Source organism: Pseudogracilibacillus amylolyticus (SeqCode) (assembly GCF_051918545.1).
GTDB lineage: Bacteria > Bacillota > Bacilli > Bacillales > Amphibacillaceae > Pseudogracilibacillus.
In genome coordinates, this window is record NZ_JBPPZG010000023.1 from 1 (window position 1) to 18,310 (window position 18,310).

The window sequence follows — 18,310 nt, forward strand, 5'->3', positions numbered from 1 at the left end:
AGCCGGTGTATAAAAAGCAGGAATTCCGGCACCTCCAGCACGAATTTTTTCAGCGAGCGTTCCTTGAGGGGTTAATTCGACTTCAATGATTCCTTCTAAAACTTGGCGTTCAAATTCTTTGTTTTCACCAACATAGGAGCCGATCATTTTTTTAATTTGTTTATTTTTTAACAGTAACCCGAGCCCAAAATCATCTACCCCACAATTATTGGAAATAACGGTTAAATTTTTTACACCAGTTTTAACTAATGCATGAATTGCATTTTCAGGAATTCCGCAAAGACCAAAGCCTCCAACCATTATTGTTGCCCCATCATGTACATCACAAACAGCTTCATCAAATGAAGTATATACTTGTTTCAAAAAAGTTCCCTCCTCAATTAGAAATAAATAGTTATAATACCAAACGAATTTTGCATATAGTCTAAACTATATTATAGCATAAGACAATAATTGTTAGCACTGTTACTGAAGATATATCTAACTATTTAGATATCTATGGCTAATAAAAGAAAATTATAAGAAGATGTGCAAAAAGTCCGGTAAAAATGACACTGCGTTACGGGAATTTCGACTTTAGCCAACTTGTTCCTTTTTATACACGCATTATAAGTGAATCGTAGACTCGTAAGATACTGTCGGCAAGAGTCACGCAATCATATCAACTTGAATAGGCTAATGTAGCATAAAAACAGAAGCGGCAGGTGGCAAAAATGGCAGTGAGACCGTCCATTTTAGAACAAGGGGATACGATTGGAATCGTGACATTAGGAAGTCCACTTGATCCAATGGTAATCAATCGAGGTATTCAAACATTAGAGAACTTTGGATTTAATGTTGTTTTAGGAAATAATGTTTATGCTGCGACAGGCTTTTTAGCCGGGTCACCGGAAGAACGAGCAGCAGATTTAATGAATATGTTTGAAAATAATACCGTGAAAATGATTCTGCCAACAAGAGGAGGAGTCGGAGTAGATGGGATCCTCCCTTTTTTAGATTATGATGTAATTAGAAATAACCCGAAAATTATCTCAGGATATAGTGATATTACGATTCTGTTAAATACGCTTACACAAATGTCTAACTTAATCACTTTTCACAGTTTACTATTACTCGATTTTCGACCTAGTACACCAGCATATAATTATAATCAGTTTTTTTCAGCAACCTCAGTTGTATTGCCTTCTAGAGTAATAGAAAATCCCCAAGGTATACCACAAACGAGTGTCATTCCTGGCAACGTAACTGGACCAATTGTGGGTGGGAATTTAACATCACTGATCAGTTCGCTTGGAACCCCATATGAAATAAATACAGAAGGAAAAATACTATTTCTAGAGGATACTCATGAACCGACGAATACGATTTACAGATATTTAAGCATGTTAAAATTAGCAGGAAAATTTGATGATTGTGTTGGAATTGTAATGGGGGAGTGCACGAATTGTCCGAATGCATATAATACATCTTATGCTGATCTTATCAATGGAGTGATTGCTCCTTTAGGTAAACCATTAATGACTAATGTTACTACTGGACATGGCTTTTATAAAGCGGCTATTCCGATTGGGGCAATGGCGAATTTGAATACAGTTAATAATACATTTACTGTGTTGGAACCGACTGTTAGCTGATCAGTGATGAACAACTGAATTTTTACATGGAAAAAGAAAGACTTTTCCTCATACTTGATATTGATAGAAAATCGTGAGAAGAACTGCTCGGTGTCTTCCTGCGCCCTTGATCTCGGCAGAAAGTCTATAGAAGAACTGCGCGGTGATCTCCCGCGCCCTCGATCTCGGTATAAAATCGTAAGAAGAGCTGCGCGGTATCCTCCCGCGCCTTCGATCACGGTATAAAATCGTAAGAAGAGCCACGCGGTGTCTTCCTGCGCCCTCGATCTCGTCAGAAAGTTGAGAGAAGAACTGCGTGGTGACCTCCCGCGCCCTCAATCTCGGCAGAAAGTCGGGAGAAGAGCTGCGCGGTGTCCTTCCGCACCTTCGATCTCGGTATAAAATCGTAAGAAGAGCCGCACGGTGACCTCCCGCGCCCTCAATCACGGCAGCAAATCGATAGAAGAGCTGCGCGGTGACCTCCCGCATATTTAAGTTAAACAAGTACTTTATTTAAAACTTCTTTTGTTCATATGCTTTAAGCAGCAAATCCACAATATGTACCGCATCTACTTTCCCGGTTAAACCTTCTCGTTCGATACCTAACTTCATTTGCAGTAAGCATCCAGGGTTTGCCGTTACAATCGTTTTTGCATTTGTCTTTTTAGCCTGTTCCATCTTATAGTCTAATATTTGCATGGACATCTCTGACTCTACAATATTATAAATTCCTGCTGAACCGCAGCAACGACCGGCATCTTTCATTTCAATATAATGAACACCTTCTATTGATTCTAATAGTTGCCTTGGTTCCATAAACGTTTTTTGCCCGTTTTTCAAGTGACAGGAGTCTTGAAAAGTAACAACTTGCTCCTCTAACTGAAGATCTAATTTATCAAACTCAAGTTCAATTAAAATGCTGGATATATCTTTGATTTTCTTTGAAAATTTTACAGCACGTTCATGCCATTCAGGTTCATCCCTAAATAAATATTCATAATCATTTAGAAAAGCTCCACATCCGCCTGCATTCGTAATAATATAATCGACTTGTTCCTCTTCAAATGCTGTAATATTTTTCTTTGCCATTTCTTTTGCTGCATTAATTTCACCACTATGGCCATGTAACGCTCCGCAGCACCCTTGTGTCTTTGGGATAACAATTTCACAACCTGCGTATTGTAACAATTTAGTCGTTGCATCATTTGTGCTCATAAATATCGTATCCATTAAACAACCGGAAAAAAACGCTACCCGCTTTTTCTGCTTCTTCAGCGCTGGTAAATGAGTAGGTCTTTCTTTCATCTTTTTCTTTTTAGGTACTTCTGGCAAAACATTCTCCATTGCCCGTATATTTTCTGGCAAGATTTTTAAGAGACCTGTTCTTTGCGCAACACGTTTTAGACCTGACCGTTGATAAAGACCGACAAAACCAGTTAAATGGATCATTCGTTTTTGCTTAGGAAAAAGATGATTAAAAGCAAGCCTTCTAGTAAGTTTAGTCGTGACAGATTGTTTATTAGTTTGATAGATCGCATCTCGGGCCTGTTCTAAAAGGTGACCAAACTGAACACCGGAAGGACAAACTGGTTCACAAGCCCGGCAACCGAGACACATATCGATGGAGCGTTTTACTTCCTCAGATGGTTCAATGACACCATCAACGACACCTTTCATAATGGCAATTCGACCACGAGGAGAATGGACTTCATCCTGTCCTGTTTCGATATAGGTCGGACAACTTGGAAGACAAAACCCACATCTTGTACAATTCATTAATTCGTCATAATCCATTTTTTCCTTAAATGCTTGTTGGATTCGGTCTTTTTCTTGTTGCTTCAATTTGGCTTCACCTCCGCTTCCTTTGTAAACATTTTACCGGGATTCATAATATAGTTTGGATCGATAGCTTTTTTTATGTTACGCATTACATCAATACCCGACTCTCCAACTTTTAAATATAAATATGGCAGTTTCATCGTGCCAACACCGTGCTCTCCTGTAATTGTACCTCCTAATTCGACTGCACGTTGAAATATTTCTTCAAACGCTTTTTCTACTCTAGCAATCTCATCCTTGTTTCTAGCATCTGTTAGACAAGTAGGGTGCAAGTTGCCATCACCAGCGTGACCGAAAGTACAAATAGTAACCTCATACTTAGTAGCGATTTCTTCAATTGCTTTTACCATATTTGCAATTTCTGATCTTGGGACTGTCGCATCCTCTAAAATTGTCGTTGGCATGAGACGTGATAAAGCAGACAGAGCGGCTCGTCTTGCGGTCATTAAGCTTTCTGCTTCAGCCTCAGTTTTTGCAATGGAAACATCAAAGGCACCATTTTCTCGGCAAAGTGTTGAAATCTTTTCGATATCTCTTGCGACAACTTCGGGAGCACCATCTTGTTCAATTAATAAAATCGCTTTTGCTTCAGTTGGCAGGCCGATTTTAGCAAAGTCTTCAACCACTTTTACAGTCGGCTGATCCAAAAATTCCAATGTAACTGGAATAATCCGATTTTCAATAATAGAAGAAACTGTTTGAGCGGCAGCTTCTAAATCATGAAAGAGTGCGAGCATCGTTTTCTTTGCTTCCGGTTTGGGAACAAGTTTTAAAATGGCTTCAGTAATAATACCGAGTGTTCCTTCCGAGCCGATAAATAATTCCGTTAAATTATATCCTGCCACATCTTTCGCCAGTTTCCCTCCAGTTCGAATAATTTCTCCGTTTGGGAGGACAATTTCAAGTCCTAATACATAATCATTCGTTACGCCGTATTTAAGACCACGTAATCCTCCTGAATTCTCACTAATGTTACCGCCAATTTGAGAAATATGCATCGAGCCTGGATCAGGAGGATAAAACAATCCAATATTATTAGCCGCTTCAAAAATTGTTTTCGTATAAACCCCTGGTTGTACAGTCATCGTTAAGTTTTTTTCATCAATTTCAAGGATCTGATTCATATGATTAAATAGTAAAACGATCCCACCTTCAAGAGGTGTTGTACCTGCACATAAATTTGTCCCTGAACCACGAGGAACAATTGGGATTATATTTTCATTACAAATTTTTATTATTTCAGCTACCTCTTTCGTATTACGTGGAGAAATGACGGCATCAGGCAGTGCCTGGTATTGGGCAGTAGAGTCATAGGAATAGGCGAGTAGGGAAGCTTTGTCTAGTTTTATATTATTGTTACCAACAATTTGGGTAAACTGCTCAATAACCCGCTTTCTTAACATATAATCCCTCCTAAAAACACTTCATACCTTGATTATAAAGGATAAACGTACTTAATTATATAGAAAATTATCCAATGTTCTGTGAATAGAAAACGGGTTCTATTGGATGAAAATCTAATCTGTTAACAAATTGATTATTTGATAAAATAAATGTAGGTATGAATATGGGGGAGAGTAGACAATGAATGAAGGATATTTTGTAGGTTGGGGGACGCTAGCATTAATCAATGCAGGAATTGCTCAAGGAAAAAATAGAAGTGGACTTAATTGGTTTTTAATATCATTGTTGTTAGGACCAATTGCTACATTTTTACTAGTGCTCTTTGATAAATTACCGGGTAAATGATATTTATTTGGAAGGTAAGAAAGCATCACCTCTGTCTTTCGCCATTACGGCTCCGAGGAAGGCCGACTAAGAACAGGCTCTCTGCCTAAACGTGGGTATACCCCTAGTGATAAGAGCATGCTTTCTTTAATGAATGCCAAGTTTTCTAAGAAAATAACAAAAATTGTGACACGATGTCGCTTTCGGTTGACATATGACACGATGTCATTTATACTTATTTTGTACTTAAAGTGACAATGTGTCATTTCGGCTGAATAGGAGGAAGACGAATGCCGCGGCCAACTTTTTTTAACTTACAAGAAGAGAAACAACAAACATTGCTTCAAGCAGCGAAAAAAGAATTTACAAGAGTTTCACTGGCTGAAGCTTCAATAGCTAATATTGTAAAAGAGGCAGATATACCTAGGGGAAGCTTTTATCAATACTTTGACAATAAACAGGATCTTTACTTTTATCTTTTAAATGAACATCTAAAGGAAAAAAGAGAAGAATTGATTACTAATTTACAAAAACATAACGGAGATATATTTACTGCAGTTCAGGATATGCTTCTTTCGTTATTAATAGAAATGGATGAGGAGGGCACCTATCAATTTTACCGTAATGTATTTTTAAATATGGACTATCGAACCGAAAAAGCATTTATGAATTTGATGAACTATACTGCTTTGGATAAAAAGTATGATTTAATCAAAAAATTGATCAATAGAAAAAGTTTAAATATTGACAATGAAGAGGAATTACTTCAAGTCGTTCAAATTGTTTCCTTGATTATGACAGATAATCTTATCCAAAAATTCGGTAAAGAGATGACAAATGAGGAAGTCATTCATAATTATAAAACTCAAATTAAGTTAATTAAAAGGGGTTTTGTAAGAGCATGAAAAAGTAATTACAGAAGGGAGAAAAAGTATGATTATTAAAATATACGGTTCATCTTGTGCATCAACTCGAAAATCAAGAAGGTGGTTTAATGCACACAATATTCCTTATGTATATAAAGACATTATGAGAAATCCATTATCGATAGAAGAATTCCAACATATTCTGCGGTTGACAGAAGAAGGAACGAAAGATATTATTTCAACGCGATCAAAGGCGTATAAACAGTTAAATATTAATTTAGAAACGATTCCCTTAAAAAAGCTTTATTCATTAATTCAAGAATTTCCAAGACTATTGCGTCATCCAATCATTTTTGATGAAAAAAAATTACAAATTGGTTTTGATGAACATAATATCCGTCAGTTTATTCCGAAAGAGGAACGTCAAAAATTTATTATTGACAATTTATTCAATCTGAATAACAACCCTCACATCGAAGGAATTTAATTTTTTAATGCTAAAATCTTGTAAAAAGTATATACTTTTATGAGAATTATTATAAACTTATATGTATAGAAAAAAAGGAGGAAAAGAATGGGAAAGAGAATTTTTTATTTCTTATTAACGAACGTGTTAGTTTTACTAACAATCAGTATTATTTTTACGATACTTCCAATTGGCCACTATATTGGAGCCAATGGAATTGACTACGGAGCTCTACTCGTTTTTAGTGCAGTCATTGGTTTTACCGGTTCCTTTATATCACTTCTGATTTCACGTTGGACGGCGAAAAAAATGATGGGTGTGAAAGTGATCGACCCGGATCGTCCAGAAAATGTTTATGAGGAAATGGTGGTTGAAAAAGTGTTCCGCTTATCAAGAGCTGCGGGGCTAACACATATGCCGGAGGTCGGGATTTATCATTCACCAGAAGTAAATGCATTTGCTACAGGACCTTCTAAAAAACGTTCTCTAGTAGCTGTTTCAGCAGGTTTATTGAACGAAATGGATGATGATGCAGTAGAAGGAGTCATTGCCCATGAAGTTGCCCATATCGCTAATGGGGATATGGTAACAATGACGCTTCTTCAAGGGGTGGTGAATACATTTGTCGTATTCTTATCGAGAATCGTAGCCTATATCGTTTCACAGTTTGTTCGAAGTGAAATCGCACCAATTGTTCATTTTATTGCCATCTTAGTCTTTCAAATTTTATTCTCGATCCTGGGTAGCATCGTCGTATATGCATACTCACGTCATCGCGAATTTCATGCGGATCGTGGAGGCGCAGATCTAGCAGGTCGTGATAAGATGAGACATGCTTTAGAAAGTTTAAAAGCTTATACAAATCGGGCATCAGCGGGGGAAGAAGACACTGCGGTTGCGACGATGAAAATAAATGGACAGAAAAAGTTTGTTGCACTATTTTCAACTCACCCAGATTTAGATGAAAGAATTAGACGATTAGCATAATAAAAACAATTTAATACCTCATAAAACTAGTTAGCTTATTTAACAAAAATAAATGCCCTCTATGTTAAATCGAAAATTTATCATAGAGGGCATCACGTTTCATTTTTACTTCCATTTATTAATCTGTTTATCAGCATTTACCTTTAAGGTGTTAGAGGTTGTTTCTGTAATCCAATTTTTCTGTTCTTGAAGGTCAATCATATCCTTAAATTTTTCCATATGTTTAATAGCTTTATCATTCTTCCCTGTATCTTCAAAGTGTTTTACCGCATTTAGATGTACCTCAAGAACATGAGCTGCTTGATCCTTTTTTATCCCTTCTTCCTTACGTAACTGTTCTATCAAGTCCACTAGACTATCAATTCCTCCAGGAACAATCACATCCGTTTCAATTAAGCGAGGTTCTATTTCCATAGAATTCGCATATGTTTCCGCAGAATTAACTTGATATACATGAATTTTTAAATCTTCCTCTTTTATTTTTTCTGCAGCAGCTTTATCTATGTTATTGATAGATGTGGTATAAATCGCACTATTGTATTTTTTTAATTCTTGTATGTCCTCATCCAAATTTTTTAATGCATTACCAAGAAAAGTTACCGTTGCTTCCGGATACCAGGAGTTAAATTGGTCACGAGTAACCTGGTCACTTAATACAAAAAAAGAATGGTCTAATACATTATTTTGTCTAGCAATCTCCATAATACCATCTACAAACTCTTTATTATCCCATTCCCCTTTTGAACCATCAAAGTTGATTCCAACATTATATTTGTCAGCTTCCTCTAAAGCTTCTTCAAGTGTTGGCACTTTATAATTTGTCTCCTTACCATCAGCGTTTACTACATTATGGCTTTTAATTTCTTCCAATGTTAAATCTTCTACTTTTCCAGAACCTGTTGTTGTTCGATCTATTGTCAAATCATGCATTAGTACATACTGACCATCTTTTGTTTCCTGTATATCAATTTCAACAAAACCATACCCAAGTAATCCTGCCCATTTGATTGCCTCGGCCGTATTTTCTGGAACGGCTACATGAGCACCGCGATGCGCACTTAACTCTGTTTCACCACTATGGAGCCATTCATCACTTATTTCAACTAACTCTGCTTTAACTAGATTGCTAAACCCAAAAGAGAATACAAAGACACCTAAAATAGAAAGTAGTAAAGATTTAAATTTCATCAAGATACTCCTCCCGTTTCTCATACTTCATATATTTTTGCAATCTCTTGTTAGCCTGAATTTTCGTGTGACTTTCGATAATTAGTACTAAACATAACTAATGTCTTCTCACAAGTGCCGCCATCTTTTATTTGATCATGACTAATCTATAATGAGCATCACCTCCAATAAAAATTAAAATTTAAAGATATATGATTAGTAACTTCTTCGGTGATTAAAAACTAATTATGCAAGATGGAGTTGTATATCTGTGTTTTGTAATCTTTTTATATCCGCTTCTTCAAGTTCTTTTCCAATTATTAAGTCATCAATTTTATTTATATCTGCAACGGAATGAATAGAAACTCGGCCAATTTTTGTATGATCCGCTGTCACAATTATGCGTTTAGCTGCCCTAATCATTCCTCGCTTTGCGGATACAAGGTATTCGTCGAAGTGTGTCAGACCTTTTTCATGGTGAAAAGCGGGTGTTCCGAGGAATGCTTTTTGGATATTAACTGTACTTAATGTTTCATCGGTAATCATTCCATTCAGCATATAGCTTTCATGAAAAAGAACACCCCCGGTTACAATTACTTTTATGGACTTGCAAAAGCGTAATGTTGCTGCAATGTTAATATCGTTTGTAACTACAGTTAAATTCTTTTTGTTTTTAATTGATTTAGCAATGTGTAAGGTTGTTGTTCCTGAATCTAATATAATGTTATCACCGTCTTCTATTAGTTCTGCTGCACGCTTACCAATCCTTTCCTTTTCAGCATATTGGACAGATTCCCTAACTTGAAAAGAAGGTTCAGAATGAACTTCTTCTTCCAGCATAACTCCGCCATGAGTTCGTTTCATTAATCCCTTTTTCTCTAACGTCGTTAAATCACGACGAATTGTTGCCTCATGAACCTTAAAATGTGCAGCAAGGTCGGACACAGTCGATGCATGATTTTGTTTCAAAAACTCTAACAAACCTTTTTGTCTTTCAAGTGGAAGCATTTATATCCCCCTTTTTTATTTATTATTTATTTTCTACTCTTCAGTATGATGGGCTAATACTTTTACTAAATCATTTCTTAATTTTAACCGTATTTTCGACCCTATTTCCTTCAATCCGTTTTCATAATATTGATAATCAAAAAATTTAAATGATTGATTTCCTAACTGGGCAATATATTCCACGTGAGACCCTAAGAAGGTTGCTTGAATAATTTCTACTAAAAAATTTCCTTGATCAGAAATAGACCAAAACTCGGGTTTCATAACACAGTTAACCACATCATCTTTTTGAAATAGATAATCAATTTCATTTTTCACTTGAAACACCGTTTTCTCAATAACTAATTTTATAAATTCCTCGTTAGCCTCAATTACGGATGCTTTTAATATATCCGAATCTCCGATAAAATCTGCTACAAACCTATTAACGGGATTTAGATATATTTCCTGTGGAGAACCAATTTGTTGTATTTTTCCTTCATTCATAATTACTACCTGATCGGAAATAGCCATCGCCTCTTCTTGGTCATGGGTAACATATATGCTTGTAATGCCAAGTCTACGCTGTAAATTTCGAATTTCATTCCTCATATATTGGCGCAGTTTCGTATCTAAATTAGAAAGCGGTTCGTCAAATAATAGTATTTTAGGTTCTGTAATAATCGCACGAGCAATCGCTACACGTTGCTGCTGCCCTCCCGAAAGTTGTGAAGGGCTACGATCCTTTAGCCCTTCCAGATTCATGAGAGATAATACGTTCTCGGTTTTTTCTTTCAGCTCTGCCTTGTTTACTTTTTTTATTTTTAAACCATACGATACGTTTTCGAAAACGCTTAAATGAGGAAATAGAGCATAATTTTGGAAAACCATACCTATATCACGTTTATTTGGCAATTGATTTGTTATATCTTCTCCATCAACAATTATTTTCCCGCTTGTCGGAAATTCGAAGCCTGCTAGCATACGCAATGTAGTTGTTTTGCCACAACCAGAAGGGCCTAATAGTGTTGTTAATTCTCCATGTTTAAAATGTAAAGAAATATGATCAACAGCATAAAAATCATCTTTTTTATCGCGAGATGGAAAAACCTTCACCACGTCTTCAATCTTCAGCTTCACAGTATTAGATGCCGAATAATTTGAACTCATTTACATCGACCTTTCATTTTGTTTTAACAATAAATTTAGCCCGGAGAATGCTAACCCTATAATGACGAACAAGATAACACAATAGGCTGCAGCAACACCTAGCTTACCAAAATCAACAGCTGATAATATGGCTACCGTCATCAAATTCCAACTTGCGGAAACCAAAAATATGACAGCACTTATAGAAGTCATTGCCCTGGTAAATGCATATATTGCACTGGAAAACAATGCGGATCTAATTAGCGGAAATGTTATTCTCCAAAATGTTGTAAATCCACTAGCATTAAGTGATTTTGATGCTTCCTCAAGCGATGGATCTATTTGTCTTAAAACATTTGAGCCAGCTTCAATACCTAAAGACATATATCGAAAAACTAGCACCAAAATGATAATAGCTGCTGTTCCTGTAATAGCAAATGGAGGTTTGTTAAATGATAAAAGATAACCTATACCAACCACTGTACCAGGAACCGCAAAAAGCAACATAGAACCTATTTCGATTAATTTTCTTCCGGGAAATTTTACTCTTACCGTTAAAAATGATATTACCATACCTAACAAAACCATTATTGGTGTGGCAATAAGAGCAATAATCAATGTATCTTTGACTGTGCCTAGTCCTGTATCAAATACATACCTAAAATGATCTAGAGACAGGGTGTAATCTACACCCCATAACCTGACAAAAGCACCTCCAATGATAGTTCCATAAAACAATAAGACAGTTCCTGTTATCAAAAGGCAGATGATAAATAATGGTACAACCACTTTTTTCTCTCTAATGATTGTTGAGCCTTGAGAAGCCTTTCCCGTAATGGTAGTGTATGACTTTTTATTGACCCAAAACCTTTGAACTAGATAAGCAGTTAATACAGGGAGCAACATAGAAACAGCCAATAGGGAACCTGTTCTTAAATCATTTCTGCCCGTAATTGTCATATAAGCTTCCGTAGCTAGAGTCGTAAAATCGCCACCTATAATCATAGGGTTTCCGAAGTCCTCAAGCGATTTAATAAATACTAAAAGTAATGAGCTGAAAATACCAGGTATAGCCAAAGGTAAAGTAATCGTACTAAATACTTTCCATCTGGAAGCTCCTAAATTAAAAGCGGAATCTTCCAAGGAAGCATCCATTGATTCAAGCACACCTTTTAAATTAAGGTACGCAATAGGGGAATAGGACATAGCCTGTATAATTAACAGGCTTTTAAAACCATACACATCAGTGCTTTGCATCCCGAATACTTCTCTAGAGATTAAACCGGAACTTCCAAAAAGTAGAATCATAGCTAATGCTAAAACGAAAGGTGGAGAAACAACAGGAAACACAGCAACAAAATTAAAAAACTTCCGTCCGAACATGCGTGTTCTTGCTACTGAATAAGCAAATACAAAACCTATTAAGGTGCTAATTACAGCCGATGAAACCCCTAGTTTAAGGCTATTCCATACAGTTTGGTAAATACGAGGCTTATCAAAAAGCTTCTGAACTGCATGTAAATCCAGTCCCTGCTCACCGACAAAAATAGTTTTAAAAATATTAAAGATAGGATAAACAGAAAATAGAAGCAGAGATAGTAACACTACAATAACTAACACAAATAAATGTGGGTTCTTTACTATTGTTTTCAATTTACTTTTTAGCGTATTTTTATTTAAACTTGAATAAGACAATGTAATAATGCCCCCATGTCAATAGATTAGTATTCAAGGATTCATCAATCAAATAGTTGTAAAGTCCCCCTTGTTGAAAGTAAGAAGGGCTTCACCGTGCCTAGCTCGTTGAGTGAAACCAATTCAGAAAAAAGTCGGTTAATCATCACTGGCCGCATCTTCTGATTCAATTTCCCGCTCAAATTTATCAATAACCTCGTCCCGATGTTCACTAGACCAAAGATTATCGGTATCCGCTACATTTAATTCGCTCAAATCAGGTGCACCTTCCGGTATTTTAGCATTCGGTATAACTGGTAGATGGTAATAGCCTGTGTCTGCATATACATTTTGTCCTTCGTCACTATTTATCCAACGCATAAATTCATTTGCATTTTCTTTTTCTTCTTCCGGTCCACCTTTTATTTTAGCTGCTCCTTCAACAGCCACCGACACTCCATCCTCTGGGTAAGTGATCTTAATAGGATAACCTTCCTCTATAAGGGGTAACAAGTCTTGGGCAAATGCAAGCCCGGTGCCAACTTCACCTTGCCCAATAAACTGTGCGTTTGCTGAACCACCTTTCGTCCATTGTTTCACATTTTTATTAAACTTTTTTAAATAGTTTAATGCTTCATCTTCCCCCATTACTTGAAATAAAGTAGATACAAATTGATATCCTGTTCCTGATGCTCCCGGGTGAGCTAACATAATATTGTTTTTAAATTCCGGCTTTAATAAATCATCCCAACTTGTTGGAGCTTCAACATTGTTCTCTTCCAGCCATTTTTCATTGGATGCAAACGCTATAGGCCCTTGATATATTGGTAGCCAGCTAGCATCTTCCACCATGATGCTTTCATCAATTTCATCAAGATTCTCTAGAGAGTCGGGATCATACTTTTCTAGAAGTCCCTCTTTATCTGCTTCAATGAAACTATCTGAAGGCCCAGCAAACCATATACTCGCATCACTGCGTCCACCTTCACTTTTTAGTTTTGATAAAATTTCTCCAGTACTAAGCCGAGTATAATTTACTTTGATTCCAGTATCTTCCTCAAACTTTTTCAAATATGCATTTGCGTTCTCTTCAGGCATTGGAGTGTATAATGTTAAAGTACCTTTACTTCCGCTTGATGCTTCATCATCACTACAGGCGACTAAAAGTAATACACAAATGATTGAAATAAAGGTAAAAAATTTTTTCAAGTTCATTTCCATTTCCTCCTTATTATTTAAAAATATTTATTTTTATCCATATGCCGAAACAACTTTAAATACTATCACTACTTAATAACAATAGTTCCTCTAATTACTCTAAAACAAAATTTCATGTTAATTAGTCCCATTTGAAAGAAAGATAAGTCTTTTTCCAATCCTTACTTTTCACAGCTTTATGCATAGCCTTTTCCAAATCTTGCACATTTCGAATTACTTCATTCTGATTTGGTATCAGCTTCCCCAATGTACGCTGAAACGCTTTGTTTTGAAATTCATTCATCAGAGTTTTAAAATCTTCATCAGTACTTCTAGAGCTGCCGTAAACTGTCAATCCTTTCTCTAAAATATCTCTTGTATTAAGAAGGACATGTTCCTCAGATACGCCCAATAAAGTAATTTTTCCTTGCGGCTCTATTAAATCGATTGCCTGGTTAATAGCATCTTTACTAAACGTTCCTCCTGTACATTCAATTACTGAAACAACATTTGCCTCCTCTCTAAAATTGAAGTCGTGCACAAGATGTGTCGTTGCAAAATCAAAATTTGCCAACCTGTCGCTAATCGCACCAAAGACTAACAAATTTTCCTTTGATATATCAAACACATGATGTAATGTTGCTGCAGTCAAATATCCGACCGGGCCATCTCCAAAAACAGCTACTTTACCCTCACGAAAGTAATCGCTTACATAATTTGCTGCCTGTAATGACACAGAAGTCAGTTCGGCCAAAACAGCTATTTCATCTGGTACATCATCGGGTACTGGGATTACATTTTCTGTTGGCAGCACTAAACACTGTTGTCCTATCCCATCATAACCACTTCCTAGAAAAAAACTATCCGGCAAATAATTATCTTTCACAATCCGCCTATAAGAAGGGGATTCTTCATTTATTAAGGGGGCTTTCAATCGCCTTGCAGGTATATTAGGAACAATAACAACACGTTGCCCTTTAAAAAAGGACTCATCTTTCGACTTTACTACACGGCCAATTCCTTCATGAAACAGAGCCATAGGAAGTTTCTTTTGCAAGGCTTCTTTTCTTCTTTGACCAGTATAATAACGAATGTCTGCATGGCATATACTTGCTAAAATTGGTTGCACTACAACTTGATTATGATCAATTGTATGTTTGAGTATAACTTCTTCAAATTTTTCGGGTTCAATCAACCGATAAGCTTTTGAATACACAATATCTTCACTTTCCATCTTACCGCCCTCACTTATGTTCGTTTGTGTTCATTTATGTTCATTTTAGTTCCAATCCAATTGTTTGTCAATACTAAATATTCAGAATGGGCAGATACAAGCAATTATTCCAAAAATATTAAATCCCTATCCAGCGAATTTTATAACATCACTTATGGAGCAATACAATCCGACGGTCTTTTGTTCGAGTAAATTATATGCCTCTAATAAGAAAAAGGGTAAAATAAGAGTAGGTGTTTATGTTGCAGGAGCTGTTTTTAATGCAGCAATTTGAGGTGTAGTCGGTGGGGGCGTAAGTGCGATTAAAAGTTATATAAAAAAGAAAGGAAAGAAAGTAGTTACACAGACACAAGCTAAGAAACTAAAATTTAAACAGGTTAGAGGGGTTGCTATAGCAACTGTTGTTGGTGTATGTTAGGTTTTGCTTTAGACTATGCCGATATTGGTGTGGCTATTGCTAAATTTATTGATTCTAAAGATTGGTATAGAAAAAATGGATGGATTGATATAACAAAATGACATATTTAAGATACTTATTATATTTTATTATTACTAGTGTAGCATTTTACTATGTATCAACTTTAATAACATAAAAAAAAGTTTGTCTGGAATATTAATAGGTTTTTAATAATGTTTATAATTGTTTTCCCAATAATGCATTTGGAATTTATAAAGATTCAAAAAAACAAAAACACCTAAATTGATGAAATCCCAAATTAGACTATTTGACGTTAACTTTTGAGGATCAGTGAAAAAATGAATTCAATGAATTTGGGATATAATTATGTACAACTATTATCATTCTTCTAATGGTTATCCAAGCCATTAGGTGACATTGGATGTAGAGATTGGGGGAGTCGTGTGAAAGCGTCGATCACGCTGAGTTTAACTAAAAAAAACTTTCCTTTTAGAACTAAAAAGGGAGTTTTCTCACTGTCCGTGAATTATATTAAATAAATTTTAAAAGACATGCTTTAGAAAGTTTAAAAGCTTATGCAAATCGGGCATCAGCGGGGGAAGAAGACACTGCGGTTGCGACGATGAAAATAAATGGACAGAAAAAGTTTGTTGCACTATTTTCAACTCACCCAGATTTAGATGAAAGAATTAGACGATTAGCATAATAAAAACACAACAGTTCATAGAAGTGTGATATGCTCCCAATATAGTGGACAGAGAAATAATAAAAATTCTCTACTACTATAAAGGGAGCATTTATTATGTCTAAAAGAATGACTAAGCATACGCTAGATGAAAGAATTCAAGCAGTATTAAGTGTAATCGAGGATAAGAAGCCAGTAAGTACTATTGCAAGAGAATATGGGGTTAACCAAACTACGATTCAAACTTGGGTTCGTAAATATGAAGCAGATGGGGCTGACGGTCTGAAAGAAACAAAGGGTTGGAAAAAGTATTCTCAGGAATTAAAAACGGAAGCAGTCGAGTACTACCTGAATGGAAAAGGTGGTCTAAAACCAACTTGCAAAAAATTTAATATCTCAGACCCTTCTGTTTTACGTCGGTGGATAAAGCATTATACTAGTGGAAAGGGAAATAAATCTACTGGTAAAGGAAGAAGTACTTTGAAGAATGGGCGTAAAACAACATTTAAAGAACGTATTGAAATTGTACAATATACTGTTGCACATGATTTTGATTACCAACAGGCTGCAGATAATTATCAAGTTTCCTACCAACAAGTCTATAGTTGGGTTCGCAAATATCAACAGGATGGGGAACAAGCTCTTCAAGACCGGCGTGGAAAATCATTGGAGTCAAAGCCTGATCTCACTGAGGAAGAGAAGTTACAACTCCATATTAAGAAGTTGGAACACCGTAATCAATACCTGGAAGCGGAGAATGGGCTTTTAAAAAAGTTAAAGGAAATCGAAAGGGGGGAAAGACGGCTCGATTAGGCGAAAAACTAAATGAGTTCCAAGCTATTCGTGATTATCATGAAGAGACTGGGGTGCCAATTCTATTACTCTGTCAAATATTACATGTGTCACGTTCAGGATTTTATAAATGGTTGAAGCATACACCGACTGAACAACAAAAAGAAAATGATTGGTTGATGGATAAAATTCAAGATATATTCAAAGAGTTTAATAGTATCTATGGATATCGACGAATAACCATGGTAATCAATCGTCGGTATAAGAAAACGTATGACCCTAAACGAATTCGACGCCTTATGATTCGATTAGGTTTGAAGTCTTTTATTCGGCGCTCAAATGGTTATTCTACGAAAACAAGCTATGTCAACATTGAAGAGAATATTTTAAATCGAGAGTTTACGGCTGATAAACCAAATGAGAAATGGGTTACTGATATCACCCATCTTCAATATGGGGGTAGTCAGAAAGCTTATTTAAGTGCAATTAAAGATCTTTATGATGGCTCTATTATTGCTTACAAGGTTAGCCACTATAATGACAATCCAATCGTTATGGAAACCATAAAAGCAGCCCTTGAAGCTAATCCTGATGCGTCTCCTTTAATTCATAGTGATCGTGGTTCACAGTATACTTCGAGGGAATACCGTCAAATTACTACAGAAGCCGGTATGACACGCAGCATGTCACGTGTTGGCAATTGTATTGATAATGCACCTATTGAAAGCTTCTTTGGTCATTTTAAATGTGAAAGTTATGACTTGAAACATTACAAGACGTTTGAAGAATTAAAGAGGGATATTGATCAATATATCAAATTTTATAACGAGGAAAGATACCAAGAGAAACTAAACAGCCTAGCACCGTTAGAATATCGGTACCAGGCTGCAGCATAGATTTTTTGTTTTTTCACTGTCTACTTGACAGAGCGCAGTTCAATTTCATCAATCATGAATTTATTTTACTTTTATATTTAATTCCTCTTTTATGTTGTCGTATTCTCGGTAAAAATGCTTTTTATTTGGTTTTAATACTAAGATTGAATAAATAATAGATAAAAGCAACATGACAAGTGCCAAAGTGACAATCGTAATTCGTAAAGAAACAAGGTCTGATACAAACCCAATTCCAAGAACAAAGATTACTTGAATAGCACTTTGGACTAACTGATATATGCTTGTGACTCTCCCCATTACTTTAACTGGTACGTTATTTTGATAAAAAGTCATGATTCCCGCACTTAAGAACACGTTAAAGAAACCTAAGATTACAAACCCGACAACAATTGACGAAAAAGACCATGAAAATGCATAAATCACATAACCTATTGTCATCATTATTAAACCAATGGTAATCATATATCTGATTGAAAATCTATTCGAAAAAACCGACAGTAAAGCGGCGCCAACAACAGAACCAAAACCCGTTATGCTAATTAGGGTCTACTGAATAAATTGAAAATCCTTGTAAATAAAAGGTTTGTGCTTATTTTGTTCGAAATGAAGTGC

Annotated in this window: 16 protein-coding genes and 1 pseudogene; 7 read left to right on the forward strand and 10 right to left on the reverse strand. The window is 35.9% G+C overall.

Annotated elements, in window-relative coordinates; genetic code table 11:
* Positions 1–363 (reverse strand): CoA transferase subunit A (locus ACPYKA_RS04405; RefSeq protein ID WP_479541171.1); only part of this gene is annotated, 363 nt, incomplete at its 3' end.
* A gap of 350 nt (positions 364–713) precedes the next feature.
* Here ACPYKA_RS04405 and ACPYKA_RS04410 point away from each other — a divergent pair.
* Positions 714–1,634, forward strand: a complete 921-nt coding sequence (locus ACPYKA_RS04410) for a S66 peptidase family protein (protein WP_479541172.1) — start codon at positions 714–716, stop codon at positions 1,632–1,634.
* Between the two features lie 492 nt (positions 1,635–2,126).
* On the opposite strand, the gene ACPYKA_RS04415 is transcribed toward ACPYKA_RS04410, so the two are convergent.
* Positions 2,127–3,407, reverse strand: coding sequence for a (Fe-S)-binding protein (locus ACPYKA_RS04415; protein ID WP_479541193.1), 1,281 nt, complete (start codon positions 3,405–3,407; stop codon positions 2,127–2,129).
* Between the two features lie 44 nt (positions 3,408–3,451).
* On the reverse strand, positions 3,452–4,855 hold the full coding sequence (gene glcD, locus ACPYKA_RS04420) for a glycolate oxidase subunit GlcD (protein ID WP_479541173.1): 1,404 nt from the start codon (positions 4,853–4,855) through the stop codon (positions 3,452–3,454).
* Between the two features lie 181 nt (positions 4,856–5,036).
* Between glcD and ACPYKA_RS04425 the strand changes: the two genes are divergently transcribed.
* The 4 genes from ACPYKA_RS04425 (at position 5,037) to htpX (ending at position 7,499) form a co-directional block, all read left to right on the forward strand.
* Entirely contained in the window at positions 5,037–5,201 is a 165-nt protein-coding gene (locus ACPYKA_RS04425) for a hypothetical protein (protein ID WP_479541174.1), read from the forward strand.
* A 269-nt stretch (positions 5,202–5,470) separates the two neighbouring features.
* Complete coding sequence (locus tag ACPYKA_RS04430; protein ID WP_479541175.1) at positions 5,471–6,085, forward strand: TetR/AcrR family transcriptional regulator; 615 nt, start codon at positions 5,471–5,473, stop codon at positions 6,083–6,085.
* A gap of 31 nt (positions 6,086–6,116) precedes the next feature.
* On the forward strand, positions 6,117–6,533 hold the full coding sequence (locus tag ACPYKA_RS04435; RefSeq protein ID WP_479541194.1) for a Spx/MgsR family RNA polymerase-binding regulatory protein: 417 nt from the start codon (positions 6,117–6,119) through the stop codon (positions 6,531–6,533).
* 87 nt (positions 6,534–6,620) lie between these two features.
* Positions 6,621–7,499, forward strand: coding sequence for a protease HtpX (htpX, locus tag ACPYKA_RS04440; protein WP_479541176.1), 879 nt, complete (start codon positions 6,621–6,623; stop codon positions 7,497–7,499).
* Positions 7,500–7,604: 105 nt separating this feature from the next.
* On the opposite strand, the gene ACPYKA_RS04445 is transcribed toward htpX, so the two are convergent.
* From ACPYKA_RS04445 to ACPYKA_RS04470, 6 genes are all read right to left on the reverse strand, one after another.
* On the reverse strand, positions 7,605–8,687 hold the full coding sequence (locus ACPYKA_RS04445; protein ID WP_479541195.1) for a glycerophosphodiester phosphodiesterase: 1,083 nt from the start codon (positions 8,685–8,687) through the stop codon (positions 7,605–7,607).
* Between the two features lie 225 nt (positions 8,688–8,912).
* Positions 8,913–9,674, reverse strand: a complete 762-nt coding sequence (locus ACPYKA_RS04450; RefSeq protein WP_479541177.1) for a DeoR/GlpR family DNA-binding transcription regulator — start codon at positions 9,672–9,674, stop codon at positions 8,913–8,915.
* Between the two features lie 33 nt (positions 9,675–9,707).
* Complete coding sequence (locus ACPYKA_RS04455) at positions 9,708–10,823, reverse strand: ABC transporter ATP-binding protein (protein ID WP_479541178.1); 1,116 nt, start codon at positions 10,821–10,823, stop codon at positions 9,708–9,710.
* Positions 10,824–12,497: an ABC transporter permease gene (locus ACPYKA_RS04460; protein WP_479541179.1), complete on the reverse strand. Its 1,674-nt coding sequence runs from the start codon at positions 12,495–12,497 to the stop codon at positions 10,824–10,826.
* 138 nt (positions 12,498–12,635) lie between these two features.
* Positions 12,636–13,691 carry an ABC transporter substrate-binding protein gene (locus tag ACPYKA_RS04465; protein WP_479541180.1) on the reverse strand — a complete coding sequence of 352 codons (1,056 nt, stop codon included), beginning with the start codon at positions 13,689–13,691 and terminating at the stop codon, positions 12,636–12,638.
* A gap of 124 nt (positions 13,692–13,815) precedes the next feature.
* The gene (locus tag ACPYKA_RS04470; RefSeq protein ID WP_479541181.1) at positions 13,816–14,907 is read right to left on the reverse strand and encodes an alcohol dehydrogenase catalytic domain-containing protein; all 1,092 of its coding nucleotides are present in this window, start codon (positions 14,905–14,907) and stop codon (positions 13,816–13,818) included.
* Between the two features lie 968 nt (positions 14,908–15,875).
* Here ACPYKA_RS04470 and ACPYKA_RS04475 point away from each other — a divergent pair.
* Positions 15,876–16,031: pseudogene (locus ACPYKA_RS04475) on the forward strand (protease HtpX); the annotation flags it as partial.
* 96 nt (positions 16,032–16,127) lie between these two features.
* Positions 16,128–17,698, forward strand: a protein-coding gene (locus ACPYKA_RS04480) for an IS3 family transposase (protein ID WP_479541182.1) whose coding sequence is annotated in 2 segments (ribosomal slippage) — positions 16,128–16,791 and positions 16,791–17,698 — 1,572 coding nt in all. Because the reading frame shifts where the segments join, the coding sequence is not laid out codon by codon here.
* A 60-nt stretch (positions 17,699–17,758) separates the two neighbouring features.
* Here the strand turns inward: ACPYKA_RS04480 and ACPYKA_RS04485 are convergent.
* Positions 17,759–18,238, reverse strand: a complete 480-nt coding sequence (locus tag ACPYKA_RS04485; protein ID WP_479541196.1) for an MFS transporter — start codon at positions 18,236–18,238, stop codon at positions 17,759–17,761.
* Positions 18,239–18,310 lie beyond the last annotated feature (72 nt).

Coding starts and splice junctions, on each gene's coding strand:
- ACPYKA_RS04430 (WP_479541175.1), top strand. CDS start 5,471: ATGCCGCGGCCAACTTTTTTTAACTTACAAGAAGAGAAACAACAAACA.
- glcD (WP_479541173.1), bottom strand. CDS start 4,855: ATGTTAAGAAAGCGGGTTATTGAGCAGTTTACCCAAATTGTTGGTAAC.
- ACPYKA_RS04455 (WP_479541178.1), bottom strand. CDS start 10,823: ATGAGTTCAAATTATTCGGCATCTAATACTGTGAAGCTGAAGATTGAA.
- ACPYKA_RS04465 (WP_479541180.1), bottom strand. CDS start 13,691: ATGAACTTGAAAAAATTTTTTACCTTTATTTCAATCATTTGTGTATTA.
- ACPYKA_RS04450 (WP_479541177.1), bottom strand. CDS start 9,674: ATGCTTCCACTTGAAAGACAAAAAGGTTTGTTAGAGTTTTTGAAACAA.
- ACPYKA_RS04445 (WP_479541195.1), bottom strand. CDS start 8,687: ATGAAATTTAAATCTTTACTACTTTCTATTTTAGGTGTCTTTGTATTC.
- ACPYKA_RS04470 (WP_479541181.1), bottom strand. CDS start 14,907: ATGGAAAGTGAAGATATTGTGTATTCAAAAGCTTATCGGTTGATTGAA.
- ACPYKA_RS04410 (WP_479541172.1), top strand. CDS start 714: ATGGCAGTGAGACCGTCCATTTTAGAACAAGGGGATACGATTGGAATC.
- ACPYKA_RS04425 (WP_479541174.1), top strand. CDS start 5,037: ATGAATGAAGGATATTTTGTAGGTTGGGGGACGCTAGCATTAATCAAT.
- ACPYKA_RS04415 (WP_479541193.1), bottom strand. CDS start 3,407: ATGGATTATGACGAATTAATGAATTGTACAAGATGTGGGTTTTGTCTT.
- htpX (WP_479541176.1), top strand. CDS start 6,621: ATGGGAAAGAGAATTTTTTATTTCTTATTAACGAACGTGTTAGTTTTA.